We start from the raw sequence: 26,633 nt of genomic DNA on the forward strand, positions 1-26,633 counted from the left end.
ATCAGGCCGCCCCGCTTTCGCTTTTGATCTAACCACAAGGCCGCCGTAAGAGCGGAATCCCTATCCGCCATTACCAAAAAGCCGGATATACCCCGACCTCAAAAAACCACAACAAGCCTAAATCCCCCACCGCCTGGTGCGTCTCCAGAACATGAAATCCGCGCGCGCGCGGATCGCCAGTTTGGTCACCCCACCCGCGTATTGAGGGATCGAGAGATGTCAGTCGCTACCAGCCGTATCGAAGACGCCCCGGTGCACGCCAGCCCGGCGTCCGCAGAAACACTCTACCAATTCGAAGAAACCCCGATACTGGCCCGCCAACGCCAGCAGGAATCCAATGCCCGCAGCTACCCTCGGCGTATCCCGCTGGCGCTCAAGCGCGCCAAGGGCATCTATGTGGAAGACGTCGAAGGCCGCAGTTTTATCGACTGCCTGGCCGGCGCTGGCACCCTGGCGTTGGGCCACAACCACCCGGTGGTGATCGACGCCATTCAGCAGGTACTGAGCGACGAACTGCCGCTGCACACCCTCGACCTGACCACTCCGGTGAAAGACCAGTTCGTGCAAGACCTGTTCGGCCTGCTGCCCACCGAACTGGCACGTGAAGCAAAAATTCAGTTCTGCGGCCCCACCGGCACCGATGCCGTCGAAGCCGCACTGAAGTTGGTGCGCACCGCCACCGGGCGCAGCACCGTGTTGTCTTTCCAGGGTGGTTATCACGGCATGAGCCAAGGCGCGCTGAGCTTGATGGGCAGCCTGGGGCCGAAAAAGCCCTTGGGCGCTTTGCTCGGCAATGGCGTGCAATTTCTGCCTTACCCTTACGACTACCGTTGCCCCTTCGGCCTGGGCGGCGCCGAAGGCGTGCGGGTCAACCTGCATTACCTGCAAAACCTGCTCAATGACCCGGAAGCCGGCGTGTTGTTGCCGGCGGCAGTGATTGTCGAAGTGGTGCAGGGTGAAGGCGGCGTGATTCCGGCCGATCTCGACTGGCTGCGCGGCCTGCGACGCATCACCGAGCAAGCCGGTGTGGCGTTGATCGTCGATGAAATCCAGAGCGGCTTCGGGCGTACCGGCAAGATGTTTGCCTTCGAGCACGCCGGCATCATCCCGGATGTGGTGGTGATGTCCAAAGCCATCGGCGGCAGCTTGCCACTGGCGGTGGTGGTGTATCGCGACTGGCTCGACACTTGGTTGCCGGGCGCACACGCCGGAACATTCCGTGGCAACCAGATGGCGATGGCGGCGGGATCGGCGGTGATGCGCTACCTCAAGCAACACGACCTGGCCGGCCACGCCGCCGCCATGGGCGAACGTCTGGGCGAGCACTTGCGCATTCTGCAGCGCGACTTCCCGCAGTTGGGGGATATTCGTGGGCGTGGGCTGATGCTCGGCGTGGAACTGGTAGACCCGAGCGGCGCAGTCGATATCCAGGGCCATCCGCCTGTGCATCGCCAACTGGCGCCGCTGGTGCAGCGCGAATGCCTCAAGCGTGGCCTGATTCTGGAGCTGGGCGGCCGGCACGGCAGTGTGGTGCGCTTCCTGCCGCCGCTGGTGATTACCGCCGCCGAAATCGACCGCGTTGCCGAGATCTTCGGCCGCGCCCTGGCGGCAGCGGTCGCCACCCTCTAATTTTTCGCACGCTTGGTACGTTTCTACAGATATCAGCGCTGCGCGTGGTGCGCAGCCAGTTCTATGAGCGATGGAGAACAGCAATGACCTCAGTATTTGACCGCGACGACATCCTGTTTCAGGTAGTGGTCAACCACGAAGAGCAGTATTCCATCTGGCCCGACTACAAGGCGGTGCCGGAAGGCTGGCGCACCGTGGGCAAGAGCGGCATGAAGAAAGAGTGCCTGGCTTACATCGAGGAAGTCTGGACCGACATGCGCCCGCTGAGCCTGCGCCAGAAGATGGATGGCGCTGCGCTGGCGGGCTGACCCGCTGCAAATCCAATGTGGGGGCGGGCTTGCTCGCGAATGCGGTGTATCAGCTGGCCCATTCGGTGACTGGCCTGCCGCATTCGCGAGCAAGCCCGCTCCCACATAAAGCGTTATTGCGGTGGGTTGGTGTACAGGTAATCCGTCGCCAACGACGCCAACGTGCGTACCCCCACTACCAGCGCCGACTCATCCACAAAGAAGCCCGGATTATGATTCGGCGCCGCTTTGCTCATGTCCTGATCCCTCGGCGTCACCCCCAGAAACACAAACAGCCCCGGCGCTTGCTTGGCATAAAACGAAAAGTCCTCTGCGCCGCCCACCAATGGGGCCTGCACCACATCATCCCTGGCCGCCCAGCGCAGGCTTGGCAGCATGCGCTCGGTCAGCGCCGGGTTATTGATGGTCGGGTCGTACTTCTCGATGATCGTGACTTCGGCCTTGGCGCCGCCACTCTCGGCGATTTTCTCTACCGTCTGGCGCACGTCGGCGTGCAGCTTCTGACGAATGCCGTAGTCGTAGGAGCGGATGGTGCCGGTCATGTCCACCGACTCGGGAATGATGTTGTAGCGCGTGCCGCCGTTGATGGTGCCAATGCTCACCACCGATGGAAATGACGAGATGTCGGTGCGACGGCTGACCACGGTTTGCAGGCCGACAATGGTCTGCGCGCCGACGGTGATCGGGTCGATGCCGTCCCACGGGCGGCCGGCGTGGGTCTGTTTGCCGAGGATCTTGATGCGCAGGTCATCGGAGCTGGCCAGGGTCGGGCCCGAGCGGTAGGCGATTTGCCCGGCAGGCACGCCGGCCCACACATGCAGGCCGAACACGGCGTCGGGCTTGGGCGCTTGCATCACGCCTTCCTGCACCATCATCTTCGCGCCCCAGGTGTTTTTGCCGTCGGGGATAAAGTCGCTTGGGCCTTCTTCGGCCGGCTGGAAGTAAAACACCACCGTGCCCGGCAGACGGTCGCGCATGCCAGTGAGAATCTTCGCCGTGCTCAGCAGGATTGCGGTGTGGGCGTCGTGGCCGCAGGCGTGCATCACGTCGACTTCCTTGCCCAGGTAGGTGCCCTTGGCTGTGGAGGCGAAGGGCAGGTCGGCGACCTCCTTGACCGGCAGCGCGTCCATGTCGGCGCGCAGGGCGACGGTGGGGCCGGGCAGTGCACCTTTGAGGACGGCGACGACGCCGGTGCGGGCCGCGCCGGTTTTTACCTCAAGGCCCAGGTCGCGCAGTTGCTTGGCAACCAATTGGGCCGTGCGCGTTTCGGTGTTGCCCAATTCGGGGTGGGCGTGGATATCGCGGCGCGTTTCCAGCAGGGCCGGTTCGAGGATTTTGGCCTGGGCGGCGATGTCCTCGCGGGCACTGTCCTGGCCGCTGCTGGCGGCAATCACGGCGCTGCTGGCGACCGCGCACAGTGCACCGAAAACCCAGGGGTGTGTCAGACCATTCAAACGCATAAGCAGCTCTTCCTTTTTATTGTTGTGGATCTTTCTCCTGCACGGAGCCTGCGGTCACCACCTGCACGCTCAAGCGCGGCGTGGCCAGATCCAGCCCGGCCTCGTCCAGATGGCGCTTGAGCGACAGGTTGAAAGCCCGCGAGACTTCCCACTGCTTGATCGGCGCAGTCTTGAAGCGCGCCCGCAGGATCGCGCTGCCGGATTCAAAGCTTTCCACGCCCTGAATCTCCAGCGGCGACCAGATGTTGCGGCGTTGCAGTGGGTCGTTGCGCATTTTCTGGCCAACATCGCGCATCAACTTGATCGCGTCGTCGATTTCCATGTTGTAGGGGATCGCCACGCGGAAGATCGCGTAGCCGAATTCACGCGAGTAGTTCTTGATGCTCTTGATTTCGCTGAACGGGATGGTGTGCACGATGCCGTCGATGTCGCGCAGGCGCACGGTGCGGATGGTCAGGCCCTCGACCGTGCCGAGGTGGCCACCGACGTCCACGTAGTCATCAATCGCCAGGGAGTCCTCGATGATGATGAACAGGCCGGTGATCAAGTCCGCCACCAGCGACTGCGCACCGAAACCGATGGCCAGGCCGATCACACCGGCACCGGCCAGCAAGGGCGTGACGTTCATGCCCATGTTCGCCAGCGCGACGATGGCGGCAATGATAAAGATGGTCACGAACAGCACGTTGCGGATCAGCGGCATCATGGTCTGCGCGCGAGCGTTGGCCAGGCCTTTTCGCGAACGGGTCAGGGCATGGTGGATGGCGGTGTCGCTGAGGATCCAGATCAGCCAGGCAAACAGCAGCGTGCCGCCGAGGCCGAACAGCTTGACGCTGATTTCATGGCCGTCACCTTCGGTAAACCGGATCAGCGACAAGCCCCATACGCGCAGGCCCAGTTCGATAAACACCAGCCACACCACCAGATGGGCCAGGGTATAAACGAAGCTTTTCAGGCGCTCGGAGTACAGCGCATGGCGCTTGTGCCCACGCTGCGGCTTGAGCGCGTGACGACGCACCAGGCCATTGATCACCATGCACAACACCAGCAACACCGTGCACAACAATGACTGACGCAGGGCCGTGCTGGTGTCGCCGGCGGACAGGAAGGTGGCAAACAGCGAGATGCCCACCAGCAGCAGCGCCGGCAAATACCAGAAGCTGCCGATGATCGAGAGTGTGTCGGTGAGGGCACGACGGGTCAGGCGGCGCGACAATGGCTGGTTGCGGATCAGGTGCGCGATGGGCCGGCGGAACCGCAGGATAAACACGCCGGTGGACAGCGCGGCCATCACATTGGCGATGGTCGCCGCCGTGTGGGCGAGATGCTGACCGAGGGCCTGCATCATCCGCGGGTCGCTCAGCGCCTCGCCAAAAGCGGCAAAGCTGCCGATCAGCCACAGCGGGCGAAAGGCCTGATGACGCAGGATGTACAGCGCGCGGTGGCGGTGCGGGCCGTCGAGTACCGAAAAGGCAATCACGCAGATGGCCGAGAAGCAGGTACCGACCACCAACGCGTAAGCCAGCACCATCGCCAAGGATTTACCCAGCGAAGAAGGCAGGGCGTAACTCAGGTACACCGTGATCACCAGCGCGATCAACCACGGCCCCAGTTTGCGCAGGGCGAAGCGCAGCATGTCCCAGGTGCGCGGGTGTTGCGGCAGTTCCTCGGGCAGCCCGAAGCGCTCGCGCACACGGTGGCTGAGCCAGATCAGCGCCGCGGCCAGCAGGCTCCACACCGCCAGGATCACGGCAAAACCGAAAATGATTGGCAGCCATTCACTGGCGGGCAGCATCAGGGCGCCGAGTTCATCCTTGGCCAGGTCGACCTCGTTCGACCAGCGTTGCACCGGGCTGTCGGCGCCGGAGAACTGCTGCTCGAGGCCGGACAGCGTGCTGCCGATCAACCCGAGCACGCCTTGTTCGGCGGCGGGTTGGGCTTTTTGCGTGGCTTCGCGCAGTTTCTTCAGGTCGCTCAACAGCTGGGTGCGCTGCTGGTCGTTTTCGAGGGTCTTGATCACTTCGTCCAGCGACTGCCCCAGCGGCACATCGGCCTGGGGTTGAGTCTTGTTGGCGCTGCCAAGCAGGCCGGGCAAGCCCACGGCTTGGGCAGGCGCAATTGGCAGCAACATCAGCAGGGCGATCAGGCAGTAAGAGGGCAGAGCAAAAAGACGCGAGAGCACGAGGCGGTCAACCTTGAAAACGACGAATTGACCGAGTGTACGAGGCCGTTATGCCCAATGCGAGTGCATTTGTCATTCCGCCAGTTTGGCGAGGATCTTGTACACCACGGTGCCGAGGATCAGCAGCATGCCAATCCACATGCCAAACACGCCGACCGGCTTGTCGCGAAAGTTGAAGCCGACGGTCAGCAGGATCATGCCGATGATGATCGGGATGAGCATGGCGTGGAAGGAGGACATGGAGATCATGGGGCGACGGCCTTGTCAGAGTGGGAATACTGACAAGTCTAGGTCGGATTGCTAGAAGTGGGCGTGATATGGGTCAGGTTTGTGCCTGACCAAATGTGGGAACGGGCTTGCGCGCGAATGCGCAGCGTCAGTCACTGAATCTGTTGACTGATGTACCGCATTCGCGAGCACGCCCGCTCCCACATTTTTGACTGCGTTCAGCCTTTCAGATCAGGGCAGATCGCGGCTCGCATAGAACGCGCCCAGCACCTTCACCAGGTGCGCCAGGTCGTGGCTGCCGCACAGTTCACGGATCGAGTGCATGGCAAACGTCGGCAGGCCGATGTCTACAGTGCGCACGCCCAGGTGGCTGGCGGTGATCGGGCCGATGGTCGAGCCGCAGCCCATGTCGCTGCGCACCACGAAGCTCTGCACCGGTACTTCCTGGGCCATGCACAGGTGGCGGAAGAAGCCGGCGGTTTCGCTGTTGGTGGCGTAACGCTGGTTGCTGTTGACCTTGATCACCGGACCCGCGTTGAGTTTCGGGCCGTGGTTGGCGTCGTGTTTCTCGGCGTAGTTGGGGTGCACACCGTGAGCATTGTCCGCTGACACCAATAGTGATTTCTGAATGGTGCGTACGAATTCATCACCCTCAGGCAACAGGCGGCGCAATGTCTGTTCCAGCATCGGGCCATCGGCACCGCACGCCGAGCAGGAGCCGACTTCTTCGTGGTCGTTGCACACCAGCACGCAGGTTTCGTCGGTTTCGCTGGTGAGCAAGGCTTGCAGGCCGGCGTAGCACGACAGCAGGTTGTCCAGGCGCGCACCGGCGATGAAGTCACCATTGAGGCCAATCACCGCCGCGCTTTGGGTGTCGTAGAAGCTCAGCTCGTAGTCGAGCACCACGTCGGCGTTCAAACCATGTTCACGCGCCAGTTGCTCGGTGAGCACGGCGCGAAAGTCCACGCGTTCGTCACCGGCAAATTGCGCGAGGATCGGTGGCAGCTCGGTCTGCGCATTGATCGCCCAGCCCTGGTTGGCTTCACGGTTCAGGTGAATGGCCAGGTTGGGGATGATGGCGATGGGCAGCTTGAAGTCGATCAGTTGGCTTTCGACTTTGCCGTCACGGCGGAAGGTCACGCGGCCGGCCAGCGACAGGTCGCGGTCGAACCACGGCGCCAGCAGCGCGCCGCCGTAGACTTCCACGCCCAATTGCCAGAAGCCTTGGCGTTGCAGCTCCGGCTGGGGCTTGACGCGCAGGCACGGGCTGTCGGTGTGGGCGCCGACCAGGCGAATCCCGCCTTGCAGCGGCGAATGACGACCGAGCTTGAAGGCGATGATCGACGAATCGTTACGGGTCACGTAGTAACGACCGTTGGCCTCGGTGGTCCAGGTTTCGCGCTCGTCGAGACGCTGATAACCGGCCGCTTCCAGGCGCTGGGCGAGGGCGGCAGTGGCATGAAAAGGAGTAGGGGAGGCCTTGAGGAAGTCGATCAGGCCTTGATTCAACGCTTCGCGCATAAATAGCTCCAGACAGCAATGCGCGGAGTTTACCGTTCGATGGCGAGAACTGCACATAACAAATGTGGGAGCGGGCTTGCTCGCGAATGCGCTGTGTCAGTCACTGAATGTGTATCTGATACACCGCATTCGCGAGCAAGCCCGCTCCCACATTTAATGCATTGCCAACTTTAGAACGGTGCAGGGCACTCAAAGCGCAAACGCTCGCCACTTTGCGGATGGGTAAAGCTCAGCATGCTCGCGTGCAGGCACAGGCGTGGCCAGGCGGCCAGCGCTTGTTCGTGGGCGTACAGGCCATCACCGAGCAGTGGATGCCCGATCGACAGCATGTGCACGCGCAACTGATGCGAACGCCCGGTGATCGGCGTCAGCTCGACGCGGCACCAGTCGCCGCGACGCTCCAATACCTTCCAGAAGGTCAGCGCGTGTTTACCGAACTCGTGGTCGACCACATGGCGGGGTTTGGTCGGCGGGTCGTAGCGCAGGGGCAGGTCGATGCTGCCGCTGTCCAGTGCCGGCTGGCCCCACGACAGGGCGGTGTAGGCCTTTTCGGTTTCGCGGTCGTGAAACTGGCGCGACAGTTCGCGGTGGCTATCGGCGTCCCGCGCGAGCAGGATGATCCCTGAGGTTTCCCAGTCCAGGCGATGGACAATACGGGCTTCGGGGTAGCCGTTTTCCTGCAGCCGGGTGATCAGGCAGTCCTTGTTGTCATCGGCACGGCCGGGCACCGAGAGCAGCAGGGTCGGCTTGTTCACCACCAGGACAGCGTCGTCCTGGTGCAGGATATGGATAGTGGACAGCGGCATTAAACAGCCTCGTAACAAACGCCAACGGCGGCTCGCCCACCCGGCTCCCCAACAGGGATCAAGGTGACCGAGCCGCCGTGGCGGCCGCCTGTTCGATTAACGATCAGGCAGGGTGATATTGAGTTCCAGAATCGAGCAGCTGCCGTCGTTTTCCAGGGCGACATGCACGTCATCGTTGCCGATATTGACGTACTTGCGGATCACCTCGACCAGTTCCTTCTGCAAGGCTGGCAGGTAGTCCGGGGTGCTGCGTTGGCCGCGTTCGTGCGCCACGATGATCTGTAGACGCTCTTTCGCTACCGACGCGGTACTTGGCTTTTTGTTGGCGCGAAAGAAGTCGAGAAATTTCATTGTTTAGTTGCCTCCAAAGATACGCTCGAAGAATCCCTTCTTCTTAACATCGAGGAAGCGATGTTCCACGGTCTTGCCCAGCAAGCGATCAACGGCATCGCTGTACGCCTGGCCGGCGTCGCTCTGGTCGTCAAGAATCACCGGAACGCCCTGGTTGGAAGCCTTCAGGACGGCCTGGGATTCCGGGATCACGCCCAGCAGGGTCACTGCGAGGATTTCCTTCACGTCTTCAACGCCAAGCATTTCGCCGTTACTGACGCGCTCAGGGTTGTAGCGGGTGAGCAGCAAGTGCTCCTTGATCGGGTCCTGGCCTTCTTCGGCGCGCTTGGACTTGCTGGCCAACAGGCCCAGCATGCGGTCCGAGTCACGTACCGAGGAGACTTCCGGGTTGGTCACCACGATGGCTTCATCGGCAAAGTACATCGCCAGGTGAGCACCGGTTTCGATACCGGCCGGCGAGTCACATACCACGTATTCGAAAGTTTCTTTGAGTTCGGCGAGTACTTTGCCTACGCCTTCTTTGGTCAGCGCGTCTTTGTCGCGGGTCTGGCTGGCGGCCAGTACGTACAGGTTCTCAAGGCGCTTGTCCTTGATCAAAGCCTGTTGCAGGTTGGCTTCGCCGTTCACCACGTTGACGAAGTCGTACACCACGCGGCGTTCGCAGCCCATGATCAGGTCGAGGTTACGCAAACCGACGTCGAAGTCGACGATGACTGTCTTGTGGCCGCGCAGAGCGAGGCCGGTACCGATAGCGGCGCTGGTGGTGGTCTTACCCACACCACCCTTGCCGGATGTAACCACGAGAATCTTGGCCAAGGTGTTTCACCCCTAAGGAAAAAGGACTTTTCAGCCCCTGAAAAACATCTCTTGGAACTCGCTGCAGGCGGACAGCCTTTGTAGGAAAAGATGTGGTTTCCCAAGGGGAAACGCCAACTTCGAATATTCCTACGCAAATCTTGCCGGTTTCGCTGTGCTATCAGAGTCTAGAGATGCTTGGAAAATGCGGCAGTATCCGTTAAAGACGGATGATGTTCAACACATCGCCCGACAGGCTGACTTGTACCCCGGCCCCCCACAGCGGATCACGGCGCAAATCTTCTGAAACCTTGTACTGGCCTGCGATGGACACTAGCTCAGCGGTCAACTGCTGGCAAAAAATACGCGCCTTGGTATCACCCTTGATGCCGGCGAGGGCACGTCCGCGCATCGGGCCGTATACATGGATGTTGCCATCGGCGAGAAGTTCCGCGCCCGGACTGACAGGCGCGATCACCACCAGGTCGCCGCCTTGGGCGTAAATCTGCTGCCCGCCGCGTACGGGAGAGGTGATGATCTTTGTAGGCTTGACGGTGGGCTCCGGCGGTTTCTCCGGTTTTTTCTTCACTTCACCTTCGCTCGGGTCCAGCGGTCGCTCGCGGGCACCCGACGGCGGCAGTACTGGCAGTTCAATAGCGATTGCCGCAGCGATGTCTTCAATACGGCTGGCGCGAATCGCCAGGGTGCGCAAACCATGCGAGCGGCAAACGCGCATCAGCCCGGGCAAATCAATCGCGCCCTGGCCGGCCGGGAGTTTGTCCAGGGCCAATACCAGCGGGGCATTGTTGAAGAAGTTCGGCGCCAGGGCGACCTTGGCGGCCAGTTGGCGGTCCAGGGCATCGAGGTCATTGCGGGCCAGTTCCAGCACGGTGATGGCGAGCATGCTGCCTTTCAGCTGGAACACGGGATCTTGGTCTAGCGGTTCGGTTTGGCTCATGGTCGGCAAAAGCGGCTTGTCACGAAAAGTGTCGAGACTTATAACGAGAACATCCACGGGCCGCAAGCCGAGTCGAACGTTGTAGAATGCGCGGCCCTGTCTTTACCGGAATCTGTAATGGATCGCCCGCGTTTTCGAGCTGTATTTTTTCACCCGCGTTTTTGGCTGCTATGGCTGGGGCTCGGCCTGCTGTGGCTGATCACCCAGTTGCCATACCGCGCGTTGTTGACCATTGGTCGTTTATTAGGCGCGGGCATGTACCGCGTGGCTGGCGAACGCCGCCGCATCGCCGCGCGCAACCTGGAACTGTGCTTTCCGGAAAAATCCGCCAAAGAGCGCAAGAAGCTGCTCAAGGAAAATTTCGCCTCCACCGGCATCGCGTTTTTCGAGATGGCCATGAGCTGGTGGTGGTCACGTCAGCGCCTGGCACGCCTGGCCCATGTCGAAGGGCTGGAGCACCTCAAGCAGGCGCAGCTGGATGGCAAGGGTGTGATTCTTATGGCCCTGCACTTCACCACGTTGGAAATCGGTGCGGCGCTGCTCGGCCAGAAACACACCATCGATGGCATGTACCGCGAGCACGGCAACCCGCTGTTCGACTTCGTTCAGCGCCGTGGCCGCGAGCGGCATAACCTCGATTCACTGGCGGTAGAGCGCGAAGACGTGCGCGGCATGCTCAAGTTGCTGCGCGCCGGCCGCGCCATCTGGTACGCACCCGACCAGGACTACGGCGCCAAGCAAAGTATCTTTGTGCCGCTGTTCGGCATTCAGGCCGCCACCGTCACCGCCACCAGCAAATTTGCCCGCCTGGGCAAGGCGCTGGTGGTGCCGTTCACCCAGGAACGCCTGGCCGATGGCAGTGGTTACCGCCTGGTGATCCACCCGCCGTTGACCGACTTCCCGGGCGAAACCGATGAGATCGACTGCCTGCGCATCAACCAGTGGGTCGAGGCGTCGGTTCGCGAATGCCCGGAGCAATACCTGTGGACCCATCGGCGTTTCAAGAGCCGGCCACCGGGTGAACCCAAGCTGTACGAAAAACGCCGTCGATAACGCTTTCTGCCCCACATGGAGTGATGCAATGCGCCCAACTGAACCGGTCACAGGCTTGATTCTTTCCGGCGGCGGGGCGCGCGCGGCGTATCAGGTGGGGGTCCTGGCAGCGATTGCCGAATTGCTGCCGCCAGGGGCGCCCAATCCCTTTCCGGTGATCGTCGGCACGTCAGCAGGGGCGATCAATGCGGTGAGTCTTGCCAGCGGCGCGACTGATTTCACCGCTGCCATCGAGCGCCTCACGGCCTTCTGGCAGGGCTTTCGCAGCCATCGGGTGCTGCGCAGCGACTGGCCCGGGGTTATCCGCCAGGCCAGTCGTTTCTTGATCCACAGCTTGCTCGGCCTGGGGGCTCAGGTGCCGGTCGCGTTGCTCGACAGCACGCCGTTGCGCGCATTGCTCAAAGACAAGCTGCACCTGGACGGCATCGATGCGGCCATCCGTAACAACCACCTGCGCGCGGTCGCGGTCACGGCTTTCGGCTATGAGTCCGGGCAGGCAGTGACGTTCTATCAGGGCGGCGGCACTATCGATGCGTGGCTGCGCCATCGGCGTATCGGCATGCCCACCCAACTCACGGTTGAACACTTGCTGGCCAGTTCGGCGATCCCTTTGCTGTTTGCTCCGGTCAAACTCGATCAGGAGTATTTCGGCGATGGCGCGGTGCGCCAATCCGCGCCGATCAGCCCGGCCTTGCACCTGGGCGCCAGTCGGGTGCTGGTGGTGGGCGTGAGTGGCAATCCGCGCGGCAATGAGCCTTCCACGCAACGCACCTACACCGGCCAGGAACCCACCCTGGCGCAGATCGGTGGGCACATGCTCAACAGCACGTTCATTGACAGCCTGGAGAGCGATATCGAATTGCTCGAGCGTCTGAACCAGTTCAGCCACGTGTTGCCGGTGGATGCAGCGATCCAGGGCCTGGCCCCGGTGGAGGTGTTGGTGATTGCGCCGAGCCAGCCGATCGACGAGATCGCCGCGCGGCATCGCCAGGAATTGCCGGCGGCGTTGCGCCTGTTCCTGCGCGGGCCGGGCGCGACCAAAACCAGCGGGGCAGGGGTGCTGAGTTACCTGTTGTTCGAGGCGGGGTATTGCAGCGAGTTGATCGAGTTGGGCAGGAAGGATGCGTTGGCCAAGCGCGCGGAACTGTCGAGGTTCTTGGGCCTGTCGCCGCTATAAAGGTGGGAGCGGGCTTGCTCGCGAAGGCAGTGCATCAGCCCGCAGATTGAGTGACTGATACACCGCTTTCGCGAGCAGGCCCGCTCCCACCTTTGTTTTGCCGTGTTATTTAGAAGTGGTACTTGACCAGGAAGCTTGCGGTGTCCTGGTTGGTCTTGAACGCGCCGGAATCTTCAATCCCGTACTTGTTCTTCCAGTAGTCGTATTCAAAACCCACATACAACTGTTTCTCGCCCCAGTGCAGCGCCTTGCCCAAATCGTATTTAACCTGTGGGTTGAAGTGCAGGTTGGCGTGGTAAGTGCCACGGGCGTTCTTGTCGTTGTCCACCACCCAGTCCATGAAGCCGTCGATCAACACGTTGGAGTTGCCCACTGGAAGGGTGTACGACCAGACCGGGGTGATCTGCCAGACGCCATCACCCGGGCGATTGCCTTCGGTTTGACGTTGATAGAAGTTCAACTGGAAGTAGTCGAAACCCGGGATGTTCAAGTCAAAACCCGGGCCCAACAGGTACGACTCGTTATCGCCTTCGCCGAACTCGTAAGTGAAGGCCAGCAATACATCTTTGATCGGGCCGAATGACAAATCCTTGTCGAAAATCTTGCCGAACGACAAACGCGGGCTGAACTCGCCGTAGTAGGTACTTGGGCCGACGTTGCCGTCTTCCTTGCCGTTGTAAAAGATGCGGTCGACGAACAAGAAGTTGTCGCCGTACTTCCAGGCATCGGCATGTTCAAACGTGACGGTCTGCTGAATCTGCGGGTTGACGGTGAAGTTCTTGCCCCATAGATACGTCAGGCTGTTGTTTTGCCACTGCAACAGATCGCCCGCCACGGCTTGGCCACCGGCCAGCAGGGATCCTGCCAGCATCAGGCCTTTCAACATAGGTTTCATTCGGTTGCTCCCGAGTCAAAGTTTTATGGTTGTTTTTCTACGCAGGCGCTCTGGTGTGGCGCCTTTTGGTTCGCTGCAAAAATCGTCTGTCTGGTCAGCTTTAATGCTTTTAGCAAGAGCTGCGCCAAGGTGTTTAAAAAGCCAAAAAATCCCCGTCGGCTGCAGAAACTGCAGTCGAATTCCGGGGACTTTTGCGCACTTTGGCAGCCACTGCGGGGCCGGGATAAGTTGGCCCTGCAGTCAGCTTTTACATTCGCTGTTTTTTTTTGAGTCGATTCGAGCGGGCGCGGAGAATACTGGCTCCCAGGCCTTGGCTCAAGTGCGCTGTTAGAGAGCGCGTGGGGCAAGAATAGGGCGCGGCGTGTGGCCGGCCCCGGGTGGATGGCGTGCATGTGCGTGGTTCCTGTTGTTTATTATTTTTGTTGTTTTTAAAAACAGGTGGAATCAATGCGTGTGGGCGACAACGGGGCGTTCAGCACCTCCCAGAATGTTGAACAGTACATTCAGCGACAGCGCGCTGAGGGTGGCCATGGCAATTCCGCTGTGGGTAATCGGGCTCATCCATAAGGGCAATTGCGCGAAGAACTCTGGACGCACCACCGGGATCAGGCCCATGCCGATACTCACCGCCACCAGCAACTGATTACGCCGGTCGGTGATATCGGCTTCCTGCAGGATTTTGATCCCGGTCGCCGCGACCATGCCGAACATGGCAATTGCCGCGCCGCCGAGGACCGCCGGTGGAATCGAGGCCACCAGAAAGGCGGCTTTGGGCAACAGGCTGAGCACAATCAAAAACGCGCCGGCCATGATCGTCACCGAGCGGCAACGCACGCCCGTCATCTGCACCAGGCCAATGTTCTGCGCGAACGAGGAATGGGTAAACGTATTGAAGAAGCCGGCAAAAAACGAGGCGCCGGCATCACACAGCAGGCCACGGCGCAGCATTTTTGGGGTGACGTCCTGACCGGTGATTTTGCCCAGGGCGAGGAACATGCCGGTGGACTCGACAAAGATGATGACCACCACCAGGCACATCGACAGGATTGGCGCCAGCTCGAACCGGGGCATGCCGAAATGCAACGGCGTCACCACCTGCACCCACGGCGCCTGGGCCAGGCCACTGAGGTCAACCATGCCGATCATGCCGCACAGGCCATAGCCGAGCGCCATGCCGATCAGCACCGAGATGTTCACCCAGAAGCCGCGCATGAAACGGTTGATCAGCAGGATGGTGCCCAATACCAGCGCGGCAATCGCCAGGTAGACCGGCGAGCCGAACGTGGCGGCGGCGCTGCCTCCGCCGGCCCAGTTCACGGCCACTGGAAACAGCGACAGGCCGATGGCGGTGATCACGGTGCCGGTGACCAACGGCGGGAAAAAACGCACCACCTTGGACATGAACGGCGCGATCAACAGGCCGAAGAACCCGGCGGCAATGGTTGCGCCGAAGATCCCCTGCAAGCCGATACCGGGCATGCCCGCCATCGCCACCATGCTGCCGACGGCGGCAAAACTGGCGCCCATCATCACCGGCATGCGGATGCCCACCGGGCCGATGCCGAACGACTGCACCAGGGTGGCGATACCGGCAACCAGCAGGTCGGCGTTGATCAGAAAGGCGATTTCTTCACGGCTCAAACCGGCGGCTTGGCCAATGATCAGGGGCACGGCGACGGCGCCGCCGTACATCAGCAAGACGTGTTGCAGGCCTACCAGAATCAGTTGCAAGAGGGGCAGCCGCACCATGGCGGGCGCGGCAGGAGTCTGCGGTTCTAACTGGGACATGCAACACCTCGAATCTTTTTATTTTTGTGTTGTTTGGCATTCAATTGCCATTTGGAACGCGATCGGTAAATCGGCGCAAATCCCCTGTGGGAGCGGGCTTGCTCGCGAAAGCGGTGTGTCATTCAACTCATCAGTGACTGAACGATCGCATTCGCGAGCAAGCCCGCTCCCCCATTTGGATCTGCATCAGGCTGTCAGTTTGTACGCGCCCCCTGATTGATCCAGGTGCCGATCAGGTCGCGCTCCTGCTGAGTCATCTGGGTGATGTTGCCCAGCGGCATGATCTGGCTGGCGACGGCTTGCGCCTGAATGCGCGGGGCCAATTGCTGGATCTGCTGCGGCGTATCGAACATCACGCCCGCCGGCGCGGTACTGAACAAGGGGCTGGTCGGCTTGGCCGAGTGGCACACGGCGCAGCGTTCCTGAATCACCCCATGCACCTTGTCAAAATCAATCGATGCCTGGGCCGGTGCTGCTTCGGCGGGGGCCGGTGCGGGTGCCGCTGGCGCAGCCGGTTTGAGCCCGCCACCCAGTGCCGTTTCCGGCAGCGGCTGGTACTCGATGGCCGCCGGAGCCTTGGCCACTTCCGGAGCAGTCGACACCGGTTTCGGGCCGGTCACGTACGCCAGGCAAATCATCGCCAATGCGCCAACCGGCAAGGTCCACGCGTACTTCTGGCTGTTGTGACGGGTGTTGAAGTAGTGCCGCACCAACACGGCCGCCACCGCGATACCTGCGAGGATCAGCCAGTTGTATTGGCTGCCGTAGGTGCTCGGGAAGTGGTTGCTGATCATGATGAACAGCACCGGCAAGGTGAAGTAGTTGTTATGACGCGAACGCAGCAAACCCTTGGCCGGCAGGGCCGGGTCAGGCGTGCGGTTCTCGGCAATGGCCGCTACCAGCGCACGCTGGGCCGGCATGATGATGCGGAACACGTTGCCGACCATGATGGTGCCGATCACGGCGCCCACGTGCAGGTACGCACCACGGCCGCTGAACACTTTGCTGAAGCCGTATGCAGCGCCAATCAACAGCACGAACAGGATCAGGCCGAGCAGGGCAGGGCGCTTGCCCAGGGCCGAGTCGCACAGAAAGGAGTAGATGAACCAGCCGGCCAGCAGCGAGCCGAGGCCCAGCAACACACCTTCCGGACCGCTGAGGCTGCTGCCCGGGGCCAGCAGGTACAAGGTCGGGTTGGCGTAGAACACCACGCACAGCAGCGCGATGCCGGACATCCAGGTGAAATAGGCTTCCCATTTGAACCAATGCAGGTTGTCCGGCATGGTCGGCGGGGCCAGTTTGTATTTTTCCAGGTGGTAGATACCGCCACCGTGGATCGCCCACAAGTCACCGGCGAGGCCGTCCTTGGGGTTGACGCGATTGAGGTTGTTTTCCAGCCAGACGAAGTAGAACGAAGCGCCGATCCAGGCGACGCCGGTGATCATGTGAACCCAGCGCACGCTCAGGTTCAGCCATTCCATCAAATGTGCTTCCACAGTCTTTACCTCTCGCCTGTCACTCTGTTGTCGAGTGATCAGACCTTCTCTTATTGGTGGGGGGCGAGGATCAACCGCTCATCCTCTTTGAAAAAATGCTCATCGCAGTTATTGCCGGTGCCACTGCGATCAACCACCAGGAAGTCATCCCGCTTTTCGATCGTCAGCACCGGGTGGTGCCAGACGCCGCGATGGTAATTAATGCCCTGCCTGCCGTTGGTGACGAAGGCGCGGACCAAGCCCGATACAGGTGCATCGCCAAGTGGCGCGACCACGATCAGAAAGGGGTTGCCGAGCAGCGGAATGAAAGCCTGGCTGCCCAGCGGGTGTCTCTCCAGCATGCACACGGTCAGCGGCATGTCCTGCGCGTCGGCGCGGAAGATGCTGATGATCGCGTTGTCTTCAGGCTGCGCGGTTTCTACCGTTGCCAGCTTGTGAAAGCGCATGGTCGACCCGTTGTTGATCATGAAGTGATCGCTGCCATCGGTTTCGATAACGTCTCCGAAAGGGGCGAAGGCTTCTTTGGTCAGGGGTTCGATCACTAGTGTGCGCATGGCTGTCTTCTTATCCGGATTCTGTGTTGTGTGTTCTGGCGCCTTCGCGAGCAAGCCCGCTCCCACCTGTTGATGTGCGAATACATTCAGATGTGGGAGCTGGCTTGCCTGCGATGGGCTCACCGCTTATTTAGCTACTTTGCCCAAAACCCGCAGGCGGCTCACACCACCATCCGGGAACACATTCAGGCGAATGTGAGTGATCGGGCCCAGCGCCTTGATCTGCTCGGCGAAGGTGTGTTCAGCGTGCATTTCCAGTTTCTGCGCCGGCAGCAGTTCGCGCCAGAACAGCGATTGGGTTTCGATCTGGCTGTCGGTGCCGCCCTTCACGAACGCGCCCTGGATAGAGCACGTGTCCGGGTAGTTGCCCTTGAAGTGCAGGGTGTCGACGATGATTTTTTCGATCTCGCCCGGGTGACCCAGCGCGACGATCACCCAGTCATTGCCTGGCGTGCGACGACGTGCGGTTTCCCAGCCATCGCCCATGTTGATGCCACGTCCAGGGTTGAGGATGTTGCTCATGCGGCCGAAGTGTTCATCGGAGCAGGCCAGCGCACGACCACCGTTCAAGGCAGCGGCCAGGTCGACTTGTTCGTTGTCGCCCACCGACGACCAGTCGCGGAACGGCACGCCGTAGACGCGCAGACGGGCTACGCCGCCATCCGGGTAGATGTTGAAGCGCAGGTGGCTGAACGCTTTGTCGTTGTTGATCTCGTGGTAGTGGTGGCTGTTGCCTTGCAGCTCGACGGCCGACAGCACTTCCACCCACTGCGTGTTTTCATCAGGATCGCCCGAGGCCAGGAAGCACGCCTCCAGGGACGCCGACGGTGGGAAGTTGCCGGTGAAGAATGAAGTGTCGATGTCCACGCCTTTGATCGAGCCGGGCACGCCCAGGCGGATCACCGCGCTGTCGTAGCCTTCGAAGCGCTTGCGGCGCGACTCCCAGCCGTCCATCCACTTGCCGTTGTCATCGAAAACGCCCTCCTTCCACACAGCCGGGGTCGGCTGGAACAGGCGGTTGGCGTCAGCGAACCAGTCATCGGTCACCGAAAGGATCTTGGTGCCCAGACGGGCGTCGGCCAGGTTGACGAACTTCTCGAAAGGTACGGCGTAAGCTTTCATTCTTCTTGTCTGCCTTAAATAGAGTGGCTTGGGATGCTCGCCAGGCCCTGGGCGTCATGAGCGCTCGGGCCAGGTCTGCTAAAGGGTCAGTAATCGGAACAACGCGATTTTGTTGATCTCGGCCAGGGCGCATTTGAACTCGGCGTCCACCGAGTTGTGAATGCGCGTTTCGAACGCGGCGAGGATCTGGTGCCGGTTGCTGCCTTTTACCGCCATGATGAAGGGAAACTTGAACTTGGCCTTGTAGGCATCGTTCAGCTCGGTGAAGCGAGAAAACTCCTCGCTCGAGCATTGGTGAATACCGGCGCCAGCCTGTTCATGGGTGCTGGCTTCGGTCAGTTGGCCCTGGACGGCAGCTTTGCCGGCCAGGTCCGGGTGAGCGTTGATCAGGGCCAACTGGCTGGCATGATCGGCGCTCAACAGGATGTCGCTCATGCGCTGGTGCAGGGTTTCGATCTGGTCGATCGACGCGTCCTGGCCCAGGTCGAAGGCCTTTTCGGCCACCCATGGCGAATGTTCGTAGATGTCGGCGAAGGCTGTCACGAATGCCTCGCGGCTCAGGCTCGACGGTTTCAAGGTCTGGAACGCAGTCATTTCGCCGCTCCCGTGTACGGGTGGGTTTCGTGCCAGTGGCGGGCAATGTCGACGCGGCGGGTGAACCAGACGTGCTCATGGCCCTTGGCGTATTCGAGAAACCGCTTGAGGGCGGCGAGGCGCGCCGGGCGGCCGATCAGGCGGCAATGCAGGCCGATGGAAAGCATCTTCGGTGCGTCGGCGCCTTCGGCATACAGCACGTCGAAGGCATCCTTGAGGTACTCGAAAAAGTCATCGCCCTTGTTGAAACCCTGCACCTGGGTGAAGCGCATGTCGTTGGTGTCCAGGGTGTAGGGGATCACCAGGTGCGGCTTGCCGGTGGGGTTGTTGGGTTCCCAGTAGGGCAGGTCGTCGTCATAGGTGTCGCAGTCGTAGAGGAAGCCGCCTTCCTCCATTACCAGTCGGCGCGTATTGGGGCCGGTGCGACCGGTGTACCAGCCCAATGGGCGCTCGCCGGTCAGCTCGGTGAGGATGCGGATGGCTTCGAGCATGTGCTCGCGCTCCTGGGCCTCGTCCATGTACTGGTAGTCGATCCAGCGATAGCCGTGGCTGCAGATCTCATGGCCGGCGGCGACCATCGCGCGGATCACATCCGGGTGGCGCTGGGCGGCCATGGCCACGGCGAAGATGGTCAGCGGGATGTCGAATTCTTTGAACAATTTGAGGATGCGCCACACGCCGGCACGGCTGCCGTATTCATACAGCGACTCCATGCTCATGTTGCGCTCGCCTTGCAGCGGCTGGGCCGAGACCATCTCCGAAAGGAATGCCTCGGACTCTTTGTCGCCGTGCAAAATGTTGCGCTCACCGCCTTCTTCGTAGTTGAGTACGAAAGACAGCGCGATGCGTGCCTTGCCCGGCCAGTGGGGGTGAGGAGGGTTACTGCCGTAACCGATCAGGTCGCGTGGGTAGTCAGCGCTCACTGCAGTCTTCCTTCTTGTTCGTCGTAGTAGCGATGAGTGATTGTATACAACTTATCGCCGACTTTGTAAGCCCGCATTTCTGCATTTTTTCTGAACGGCTTGCGTTCAAGCTACTGCAAGAAACCTGCCTGACTGGTCAGCTAAACGCTAAAAAGATTTTCTCGGATGCGCAGCGGTGGGCGCTGGCTGGCCGGCGATCGTCTGAATTGGTTTTATCGGCTGTAACGCTGTGGTCGGCGAGCCGGCGGCAGCGAGGCGCGGGATATTTGTTGAATTTATTGTGTACAATTTTTTTAGAAAGTGTCTTAATCAGCCGTCACCGGCTTTTTCACTGCCCTGAAGAAGTGCGGATCACTTTTCTACTGCCTACGGGAGGCGCAAAGACGCCATGGGACGCTTGACCACACACGTTTTGGACGCCGCACATGGCTGCCCCGGCAGCGCAATCAAGGTCGAACTGTACCGCGTCGAGGGCGCGCAGCTGGAACTGGTCGCCACCGCCGTGACCAACAGCGACGGCCGTTGCGACGCGCCTTTGCTGCAAGGTGACGATTACCGCAGCGGTGTGTACCAGGTGCAATTCAGCGCCGGCGATTATTACCGGGCCCGCGGTGTGCAGCTTCCCGAGCCGGCTTTTCTGGATGTGGTGGTGCTGCGTTTTGGCATCAGCGCCGAACAGGACCATTACCATGTACCCCTGCTGATTTCGCCTTACAGCTACTCCACCTATCGCGGTAGCTGAGCGTCACCTCGCTTCACACCCCCAAAGCTCTTCGTTGGTTTTTCGCCCGCCCACACTGCGGGCTTTTTTTTGCCTGTTGCGCGTTCAACTATCTAGCCCCTCTGCATGTCGGTGATGCCTAGGCTGGCGTTTTCCTCAGAAGAAAACACAAATGGCCTCGTCCCCAGATCACCCAGGCGTTTTGCCCTCTTTCAGTTCCGTGCCCGAAGACGTTGACGCTGTCGCCGCCGCCGAAGCTCAATCGCAGGCCATTCGAGATCAACTGACCCGGCGGATCAACCGGTTTACCCATCCCAGCCGTCTGATCAATCAGCTCGCTCTTGCCGATTGGCGCTTAAGCGAATCGGTGCGCGCACTGGCACAGCTGATAGGGCGCTCGCCCAAAATCCTGCGCGTGATCCGTGCTCAACTGCGCAAAGCATTTGAGATTGAACCGGACACTCTGCTGTTTACCGAGCCCAAGCGCCCGGGCGCACCGCAGATCATCAACAGCTTGACCGAGCGGGCCTTATCACTGCTGGCGCGGCCCTCGGTGCCTATCAATGTCAATCAATTCACCACGCTCAGCATAAAAGGGCAGCCAAGCCGTCGGTTGCCCTATACCCCTTTGCAAGCGTTGCAGCGAGTCATCGCGATGCGCCTTTTTGAGCGGCTGGCGCAGGTGGCAGACCGCTATTGGGACACATTGGCGCAAGGCTCCTGGCTCACACGCCGCGAGCGCTGGGTTGAGCTGCACGCAGAACTGTTCGCTGACCGGGCCTTCATGGCGCGGCAATTGGATGAGCTATCACCGGCGGGCATGGGCCTGGTGCAGGCGGTGATCGATGCCCCGACCGCGCCTGCACGCCACCGTGCAGGCGGGGATTGGGCCAGCGTACGGGTAGGGCAACTGATGTGGCCCGGCACGCCTGCGGTGGTAATCCCTGGCGTATTGCACCTTTATCGTGAGGGTGATCCCGCACAGTCGCCGCAGGTGGTGTACCTGCCGGGTGTGGCCCGCACGTTCTACGAGTACCCGTCTTTCGCCGCCCTGCAGGAGGGCCTGTTGCGGCTGGACCGTGCGCAGTTGCATGTCCTCTGGCAGTGCTTGGCGTCAGGTCGTCGCACGGGGTTATGCCAGCCCGCGCAGTTGTCTGCGGCGAGCGGTTTTGTGCGCGGCCTGGAGGTGCTCGACGATGCGTTGGCGCTGGGCGCGCAAGCGTTGTTGCGCGGGCAATGGAACAACGAATTGGCGTGTGCCGTGAGCATCGATCCCCCCTTTGTTTTATCGGCACAACCGCCTCGGCCGGTGGCTGTCGCAGCGTTACTCGCGCAGGTGGAAGGGGAGCGAAAACAATGGGTCGGCAGCACCCGGCTTGGCGCTCTTGCCGAGCCGTTACTCAAATGGGACCAGCAACGACGCAGCGCGGAAATAATCTTTGCCAGTACCTCACCCGGCTTGGCCTTGCGCACCGCGCAGCAGCAGGTCAAGCGTTACGAAAAAGGTCTGCTGGCCTTGCTGGATCCGTATGAACCCGGCATCGAGACCCTCGCTTATCAGCAATTCATCACGCTGAAGGGGCAGCACGCGGTGCATGCCCAGGCGCTGAATTCGTTGCTGCAGGGTGCAGAGCAACAACTGCTCGACCTGAAATTCTGGGCCGCGCGCCCCGGCGGCGCGCAGACGCCCAGGCGTGCCTGGTTGTTCATGCATGCTCAAACCGAGGCGCTGCGCTGCGAGGTTCAGGTGCAACACCGTCTCAAGCTGCTGGGCACCGCCCACCGCGACCTAATGATCGACGTGCTGGACCCGCCTCCGCCCTCGGCGCGCCCGGGCAATCAAACCCAGGTGCTTTCAATCGCCGTGGGCAGTGAGCCCGATGCTTTTTATCCACTGCATAATGTGTGGCTGGTGACCACAGCGGCCGCGCTGAGGGTGCCGACCCGTCAGCTCCCCGTGGTGCTCTACGCCTTTGGGGAAGAGGGCGGGGTACTCGGTTTTGCCGGGCTGGAGGCCTTGACCCGAAGCGTCAAGGCGAGCCTCGGCAGCCGGGACGGCTCGGTGCTGTGGCGCTGTGTCGAGCATGACAAGCGCAGCGATTTGCGCGCACATGCGCTGCGTGAAACCTTGGCTGTGCGCTACGTTCCCATCGACGGCAAGCCTGCACTGGCGGCGTTGAAAAAATTGCTGGGTTGCTACGATCGCCTGCACAAAAGCACTGAAGACATCACGCGTATTTTCAGCGAAGTGACGGGGGTCGGGTTCAGTCGCGCGCTGCTGCTGGCGGCGTTGGCGCAACAGCTCAAGGTGCCGGCCAATAATGCCCTGAGCCAGGCCCAGGCGAACATCGAATTACTGCGCAAGGCCGCATCTGACGCGCAGAAATTGCCGGCGGGGTGGGTGGGCGCCACGCGTGCCCAGCGCAAAGACTTCAAACGTTCGCAGCGTCTTTACCTCAGCAGTGCGTTGGCCTTCCAGACGCGGCTTGAGCAGCACCTGCCCGATTTGGACACGTTTGCCCGCCGTGCCTTGACCGCCCGTTTGCAGCAGGACGGTGTCCCTGCGTCGTGGCTGATCGACCAGCCTTTTATTGAAATGCCCGACGATGTTCATGGCCGCTTTTGTGGATGGGCAAGCGGCTGCACGGTCGGCAATCGCGGCATTGTCCTCACTGCCACCTCGACGCGTACCTCCTTCAGTCTGCTGCAATTGGCGCTGCACAACCTCGACCCACTGGCACCCTGGACGCAATGGCGATTGAACCGCGCCCGCTTTCTGCAACCTGAATGGCGACACCGGCTCAATGCCGGCTATTTGATCCAGATGGTCGCTTCGCTGGACATCGGCGGGCAGTACGACGCATTGATCAACCGCGCTTTTTATCCGCCTGCCGGCACCGACCGCGCGCTCAGCGAAGCACGCATCCCGCCCTTATTGAATCGCGCGTTGCACGCAGGCGTTGACCATCACCTGTTCCTGGCGCGGCAAGGCGGGCTGTCGGCGAACGCGCAAAGTGTGTTTAGCACCGCCATGGCGGCCCGCATGCCGCCCGACTTGCTGAAAAACCAGCATGAGTTGCAACTGCACGTGGTGCATCTGGTGGGCCATACGATGCAGCACGACCGCTATGTCGCAGGCATTGTGGTGGTGCAGGACCAGCGTTCCGAATGTTGCGTGGTCTACTGGCCCGATGCGCCGCAAGCCTGGGTCCTCACCGAGTACAGCGACCTGCAACAGGCCCAAGCCGCATTGAACCGTGTCGGCGCATCGGCGGATAACGCCAAAGTGCTCGCGCGACAAGTCGCACCTGGCTGGGCATTTGAGGCAATCACCCATCATCCGGACCGCGCCGATAGCCCAGGTCACCTGTTCAGCACACTTGATCTGCCGCCTGCATTTTTTATGGTGAAGGGGATTTGGCGGGGGCTCGGCTTTATTCGCTCCTTCAGCATCAAGCATCTGGAGCCGACGGCGTTGCTGGATGAGATTGAAGCCCAGGCCCGTGAGCAGATTGCCAGTGACCCGCAGGGCTGGCTGGCGATTGTCGCCACCTCTCACAGCGATGCTCGCGCATTGCTCTACCACGCCAGCGTGCTTGACCTGCAGCGCCGCACGCAAGCCGCCAGCCATTCTGGCAAGGCGCTGCAGGCTTATCGGGCCCGTCGCCTAGGTGAGCAAAGCGAGACACGTACGCGGGCGCTGGTGGGTTTTTTCTGCCCGCTGTACGGGATTTTTAATCAATTCCATGAGCTGCTGCTTATGGCGCGGCGCTATCACCGCTTTGGCGACGCCCACGCTGCGGTCGATGTGGGCTTTATGAGCACGTTTCTGGCGATCGATGTGTTGCTTAACTTTATTCCCGGCCCCAAGAGGATGCCGGTGGCGGCGGCCCGAATGGTGCGGCCGGCCACGCGGGCAGTGCTGGGGCGTATCCATCGGCTGCGCATGACGGCCCGCGGACTTGAGCGCCTGGCGCCGCCACCGGTGGCTCAACTCAAGGGGCTGGAGCGTTTCAAGATCAACGGGGTGCCTCAAGGGGCCGTGGCATTGAAAGGTGTTGGTGAAAAAGGCGTGTATGTACTGGATGGCGAGCTGTTCGTGGCGGACGACTCACACCATTACCCGCTTTACCGGCGTGGCAACGAACACGCGTTGCGCCTGAAAAACCGGCAGGCGCCAGGGCAAGACGAACTGATTGTGCACGTGCACCAGCCCAGGGAATGGTTGCTGGGTGCGGATGCGCCTCAGCCGGTGGCGGGGTCGAGCTCGACGGTGCTCAGCCCGTGGCGTGCGCCCGTGCAGGCGCCACCGGAATGGCAGCCACCCACGGTGCGCGCCGCCACGCAAAACCGCATTTATCGGTCACCGGCGCCCAACCCCTATTGGTTCGAGTGGCGTGTTCAGGATGCGACGGGGCACGTGTCCGGCCTCTCGGCGTTCGGCACGTTTCATGTGCACAGGGAGCCGCCGGGCTTTCCCTACGATGCGGTCTACATCGGGCCCAACTATGACAGCCTCGCCGCATCGGGGGCGGGTTATTACAGGGTGCTTCATCAGGGCGACAATGCACCCTGGAATGGCATCGCGTTCATCACCCGCAATGAGCCGCTGGTTTCGCTGGCCCGTGTTGATATTGAGCGTTGGACCAGCACTGCGATGGGCGAACAGCCCATTCCGGTATCACGCAGCGTATCGGGTGAGTGGCAGGTGCATGCCCCTTTGTTTGACCGGCCGCTGGAGCAATCAGTGGGGCAGGCGTTTCCCAGCATGACCCGCCGCAGCCAGACATTGGCCGCCGCAAGGCTGATTGAACTGACCGACTCTTCGCGCTCGGCGACGGCCACGCACCTGCTCAATATCCGCTCGACGCTGGACAATTGGCTGGTTTCGACCCCCAACGGGCCGGGTCAGACCGATGATTTACTGAGAATGTTACGGCCCACCGAAAGGACGGGCAGGTCGCTGCACATTGGTTACGAAGGCAAGGCCCCGGGCTTCACGCGGGTCGACTTCCGGGCCGCGGGGTTGGACGCTGCGTTGCAATCCGGCGGTCGTGAGGTCAAGCCTCAGCGAATCTTGGCGCAGCGTGCCGCAGTCAAGCGTGCGCTGGAGCAGCAGGGGTTCAACGTGCAGGAGCTGCAACTCAGGCACGGGCGCAAGCCGACGCATGAGTTGATCGCGACCCATCCTTCCTCGCCTTCGAACACGCTGTACTACGTGTCCATCCACTGGATCGAGAAAGGCTCAGTGAGGCTGGAAACCAGGCTGACGGACCGTTGGTTTGACGCCGCAATCAACGCACATCCCCGGTCGGTTGCCTTGATGGGCGTCAAGAGCGCCATGAACGAAAATCGCCTGGCTCGGATCGTTGCCGGCATTCAATGGCCCACCACGCCGGCGGCCCGCCCGAGCGTCTACTTTGTCAAAGTGAGCCCGTCCTCGCCTTGATCAGCGACACCATGCCAGCGGCGCCGAACAGTGCGGCGCTGACGCGGTTGAACCAGCTCTGGCCACTGCCGCTGCGCAGGTAGCGCGCTGCCCCATGGGCGCCCAGGCCGTAGGCCAGCTTGCACAGCAAGTCGAGTACGGTCCAGGTGGCAATCATGATCAGCAACTGCGGCAGGAACGCGTGCTCGCTGCTGAGAAACTGCGGCAAGAAGGCGGCAAAGAACAGGATGTCCTTGGGGTTGCTGGCGCCCAGCACAAATGCGCGACCGAACAAGGCGCGAAAACGCGGTGCGGCCACGGCCTGGGGCACCACGGCGCCCTGGGCCGGTTGGCGCGATTGCTGCCAGCTCTGCCAGGCCAGGTAAAACAGGTACAGCGCACCGACAACCTTCAGGGCGCTGAACAACTGCTCCGAGGCCAACAGCAACGCACCCAGCCCCAATGCCGAGGCACTCAACAGGCAGATCGAGGCGAACACGCCGCCCAGAAACGCCGGATAGGAACGGCGCAGGCCGTAGTTCAGGCTGTTGCTGATCATCAACAGCGACAGCGGGCCGGGGATCAGGATCACGATCAATGCAGCGCCACTGAACAGCAGCCAGGTTTCCAGGGTCATTTACAGT

Annotated in this window: 22 protein-coding genes; 6 read left to right on the forward strand and 16 right to left on the reverse strand. The window is 61.3% G+C overall.

What is annotated here, in order from left to right; translation table 11 throughout:
* Window positions 1-216: 216 nt before the first annotated feature.
* Entirely contained in the window at window positions 217-1,629 is a 1,413-nt protein-coding gene (locus AACV02_RS23755) for an aspartate aminotransferase family protein (protein WP_119742353.1), read from the forward strand.
* Window positions 1,630-1,712: 83 nt separating this feature from the next.
* Window positions 1,713-1,937 (forward strand): MbtH family protein, encoded by a 225-nt coding sequence (locus AACV02_RS23760; protein WP_028617283.1) that lies wholly within the window; start codon window positions 1,713-1,715, stop codon window positions 1,935-1,937.
* A gap of 113 nt (window positions 1,938-2,050) precedes the next feature.
* On the opposite strand, the gene AACV02_RS23765 is transcribed toward AACV02_RS23760, so the two are convergent.
* The 8 genes from AACV02_RS23765 to minC all read right to left on the reverse strand — a co-directional run bounded on the left by AACV02_RS23765 (window position 2,051) and on the right by minC (window position 10,238).
* The gene (locus AACV02_RS23765) at window positions 2,051-3,397 is read right to left on the reverse strand and encodes an amidohydrolase (RefSeq protein ID WP_119742355.1); all 1,347 of its coding nucleotides are present in this window, start codon (window positions 3,395-3,397) and stop codon (window positions 2,051-2,053) included.
* Between the two features lie 16 nt (window positions 3,398-3,413).
* On the reverse strand, window positions 3,414-5,579 hold the full coding sequence (locus AACV02_RS23770) for a mechanosensitive ion channel family protein (RefSeq protein WP_106576506.1): 2,166 nt from the start codon (window positions 5,577-5,579) through the stop codon (window positions 3,414-3,416).
* Window positions 5,580-5,651: 72 nt separating this feature from the next.
* A complete protein-coding gene (locus AACV02_RS23775; RefSeq protein ID WP_164487957.1) occupies window positions 5,652-5,828 on the reverse strand; it encodes a hypothetical protein in 177 nt (58 codons plus the stop codon).
* 210 nt (window positions 5,829-6,038) lie between these two features.
* Window positions 6,039-7,328, reverse strand: coding sequence for a M18 family aminopeptidase (locus tag AACV02_RS23780; protein WP_094951467.1), 1,290 nt, complete (start codon window positions 7,326-7,328; stop codon window positions 6,039-6,041).
* 170 nt (window positions 7,329-7,498) lie between these two features.
* Window positions 7,499-8,134 carry an RluA family pseudouridine synthase gene (locus tag AACV02_RS23785; protein WP_119742356.1) on the reverse strand — a complete coding sequence of 212 codons (636 nt, stop codon included), beginning with the start codon at window positions 8,132-8,134 and terminating at the stop codon, window positions 7,499-7,501.
* A 96-nt stretch (window positions 8,135-8,230) separates the two neighbouring features.
* The gene (gene minE, locus AACV02_RS23790; RefSeq protein WP_003175252.1) at window positions 8,231-8,485 is read right to left on the reverse strand and encodes a cell division topological specificity factor MinE; all 255 of its coding nucleotides are present in this window, start codon (window positions 8,483-8,485) and stop codon (window positions 8,231-8,233) included.
* Window positions 8,486-8,488: 3 nt separating this feature from the next.
* The gene (gene minD, locus AACV02_RS23795) at window positions 8,489-9,301 is read right to left on the reverse strand and encodes a septum site-determining protein MinD (RefSeq protein ID WP_003175251.1); all 813 of its coding nucleotides are present in this window, start codon (window positions 9,299-9,301) and stop codon (window positions 8,489-8,491) included.
* A gap of 199 nt (window positions 9,302-9,500) precedes the next feature.
* The gene (gene minC / locus AACV02_RS23800; RefSeq protein ID WP_106576509.1) at window positions 9,501-10,238 is read right to left on the reverse strand and encodes a septum site-determining protein MinC; all 738 of its coding nucleotides are present in this window, start codon (window positions 10,236-10,238) and stop codon (window positions 9,501-9,503) included.
* A gap of 117 nt (window positions 10,239-10,355) precedes the next feature.
* On the opposite strand from minC, the gene AACV02_RS23805 reads away from it, so the two are divergent.
* Window positions 10,356-11,291 carry a lipid A biosynthesis lauroyl acyltransferase gene (locus AACV02_RS23805; protein ID WP_106576510.1) on the forward strand — a complete coding sequence of 312 codons (936 nt, stop codon included), beginning with the start codon at window positions 10,356-10,358 and terminating at the stop codon, window positions 11,289-11,291.
* Window positions 11,292-11,319: 28 nt separating this feature from the next.
* Window positions 11,320-12,468: a patatin-like phospholipase family protein gene (locus AACV02_RS23810; protein ID WP_119742357.1), complete on the forward strand. Its 1,149-nt coding sequence runs from the start codon at window positions 11,320-11,322 to the stop codon at window positions 12,466-12,468.
* A gap of 109 nt (window positions 12,469-12,577) precedes the next feature.
* On the opposite strand, the gene AACV02_RS23815 is transcribed toward AACV02_RS23810, so the two are convergent.
* The 7 genes from AACV02_RS23815 to puuE all read right to left on the reverse strand — a co-directional run bounded on the left by AACV02_RS23815 (window position 12,578) and on the right by puuE (window position 19,840).
* Window positions 12,578-13,363 (reverse strand): outer membrane protein OmpK, encoded by a 786-nt coding sequence (locus AACV02_RS23815; protein WP_119742358.1) that lies wholly within the window; start codon window positions 13,361-13,363, stop codon window positions 12,578-12,580.
* A 444-nt stretch (window positions 13,364-13,807) separates the two neighbouring features.
* Complete coding sequence (locus tag AACV02_RS23820) at window positions 13,808-15,151, reverse strand: nucleobase:cation symporter-2 family protein (RefSeq protein ID WP_106576513.1); 1,344 nt, start codon at window positions 15,149-15,151, stop codon at window positions 13,808-13,810.
* Between the two features lie 194 nt (window positions 15,152-15,345).
* Complete coding sequence (locus AACV02_RS23825; protein ID WP_119742359.1) at window positions 15,346-16,647, reverse strand: urate hydroxylase PuuD; 1,302 nt, start codon at window positions 16,645-16,647, stop codon at window positions 15,346-15,348.
* 50 nt (window positions 16,648-16,697) lie between these two features.
* Window positions 16,698-17,201: an ureidoglycolate lyase gene (locus AACV02_RS23830; RefSeq protein WP_106576515.1), complete on the reverse strand. Its 504-nt coding sequence runs from the start codon at window positions 17,199-17,201 to the stop codon at window positions 16,698-16,700.
* A 126-nt stretch (window positions 17,202-17,327) separates the two neighbouring features.
* A complete protein-coding gene (gene alc, locus AACV02_RS23835; protein WP_119742360.1) occupies window positions 17,328-18,323 on the reverse strand; it encodes an allantoicase in 996 nt (331 codons plus the stop codon).
* A 78-nt stretch (window positions 18,324-18,401) separates the two neighbouring features.
* Window positions 18,402-18,917, reverse strand: a complete 516-nt coding sequence (uraD, locus tag AACV02_RS23840; protein ID WP_106576517.1) for a 2-oxo-4-hydroxy-4-carboxy-5-ureidoimidazoline decarboxylase — start codon at window positions 18,915-18,917, stop codon at window positions 18,402-18,404.
* Complete coding sequence (puuE, locus tag AACV02_RS23845) at window positions 18,914-19,840, reverse strand: allantoinase PuuE (RefSeq protein ID WP_119742361.1); 927 nt, start codon at window positions 19,838-19,840, stop codon at window positions 18,914-18,916. Before puuE ends, uraD begins: the two co-directional genes overlap by 4 nt.
* A 388-nt stretch (window positions 19,841-20,228) precedes the next feature.
* Between puuE and uraH the strand changes: the two genes are divergently transcribed.
* Together uraH and AACV02_RS23855 are read left to right on the forward strand one after the other, a co-directional pair.
* On the forward strand, window positions 20,229-20,582 hold the full coding sequence (gene uraH, locus AACV02_RS23850) for a hydroxyisourate hydrolase (protein WP_106576519.1): 354 nt from the start codon (window positions 20,229-20,231) through the stop codon (window positions 20,580-20,582).
* A gap of 151 nt (window positions 20,583-20,733) precedes the next feature.
* Window positions 20,734-26,010, forward strand: a complete 5,277-nt coding sequence (locus AACV02_RS23855) for a dermonecrotic toxin domain-containing protein (RefSeq protein WP_119742362.1) — start codon at window positions 20,734-20,736, stop codon at window positions 26,008-26,010.
* Here the strand turns inward: AACV02_RS23855 and AACV02_RS23860 are convergent.
* Window positions 25,985-26,626 (reverse strand): LysE family translocator, encoded by a 642-nt coding sequence (locus AACV02_RS23860; protein WP_106576521.1) that lies wholly within the window; start codon window positions 26,624-26,626, stop codon window positions 25,985-25,987. The two genes, AACV02_RS23855 and AACV02_RS23860, sit on opposite strands and share 26 nt — an antisense overlap.
* Between the last annotated feature and the right edge of the window lie 7 nt (window positions 26,627-26,633).

The sequence above is a fragment of the Pseudomonas sp. Larv2_ips genome (genome assembly GCF_963879675.1).
GTDB lineage: Bacteria > Pseudomonadota > Gammaproteobacteria > Pseudomonadales > Pseudomonadaceae > Aquipseudomonas.

Bases quoted from the DNA above. Each gene is read 5' to 3' on its own strand.
- AACV02_RS23755 (WP_119742353.1), top strand. From the start codon at position 217: ATGTCAGTCGCTACCAGCCGTATCGAAGACGCCCCGGTGCACGCCAGC.
- AACV02_RS23760 (WP_028617283.1), top strand. From the start codon at position 1,713: ATGACCTCAGTATTTGACCGCGACGACATCCTGTTTCAGGTAGTGGTC.
- AACV02_RS23765 (WP_119742355.1), bottom strand. From the start codon at position 3,397: ATGCGTTTGAATGGTCTGACACACCCCTGGGTTTTCGGTGCACTGTGC.
- AACV02_RS23775 (WP_164487957.1), bottom strand. From the start codon at position 5,828: ATGATCTCCATGTCCTCCTTCCACGCCATGCTCATCCCGATCATCATC.
- AACV02_RS23780 (WP_094951467.1), bottom strand. From the start codon at position 7,328: ATGCGCGAAGCGTTGAATCAAGGCCTGATCGACTTCCTCAAGGCCTCC.
- AACV02_RS23785 (WP_119742356.1), bottom strand. From the start codon at position 8,134: ATGCCGCTGTCCACTATCCATATCCTGCACCAGGACGACGCTGTCCTG.
- minE (WP_003175252.1), bottom strand. From the start codon at position 8,485: ATGAAATTTCTCGACTTCTTTCGCGCCAACAAAAAGCCAAGTACCGCG.
- minC (WP_106576509.1), bottom strand. From the start codon at position 10,238: ATGAGCCAAACCGAACCGCTAGACCAAGATCCCGTGTTCCAGCTGAAA.
- AACV02_RS23805 (WP_106576510.1), top strand. From the start codon at position 10,356: ATGGATCGCCCGCGTTTTCGAGCTGTATTTTTTCACCCGCGTTTTTGG.
- AACV02_RS23810 (WP_119742357.1), top strand. From the start codon at position 11,320: ATGCGCCCAACTGAACCGGTCACAGGCTTGATTCTTTCCGGCGGCGGG.
- AACV02_RS23815 (WP_119742358.1), bottom strand. From the start codon at position 13,363: ATGAAACCTATGTTGAAAGGCCTGATGCTGGCAGGATCCCTGCTGGCC.
- AACV02_RS23820 (WP_106576513.1), bottom strand. From the start codon at position 15,151: ATGTCCCAGTTAGAACCGCAGACTCCTGCCGCGCCCGCCATGGTGCGG.
- AACV02_RS23830 (WP_106576515.1), bottom strand. From the start codon at position 17,201: ATGCGCACACTAGTGATCGAACCCCTGACCAAAGAAGCCTTCGCCCCT.
- alc (WP_119742360.1), bottom strand. From the start codon at position 18,323: ATGAAAGCTTACGCCGTACCTTTCGAGAAGTTCGTCAACCTGGCCGAC.
- uraD (WP_106576517.1), bottom strand. From the start codon at position 18,917: ATGACTGCGTTCCAGACCTTGAAACCGTCGAGCCTGAGCCGCGAGGCA.
- uraH (WP_106576519.1), top strand. From the start codon at position 20,229: ATGGGACGCTTGACCACACACGTTTTGGACGCCGCACATGGCTGCCCC.
- AACV02_RS23855 (WP_119742362.1), top strand. From the start codon at position 20,734: ATGGCCTCGTCCCCAGATCACCCAGGCGTTTTGCCCTCTTTCAGTTCC.
- AACV02_RS23860 (WP_106576521.1), bottom strand. From the start codon at position 26,626: ATGACCCTGGAAACCTGGCTGCTGTTCAGTGGCGCTGCATTGATCGTG.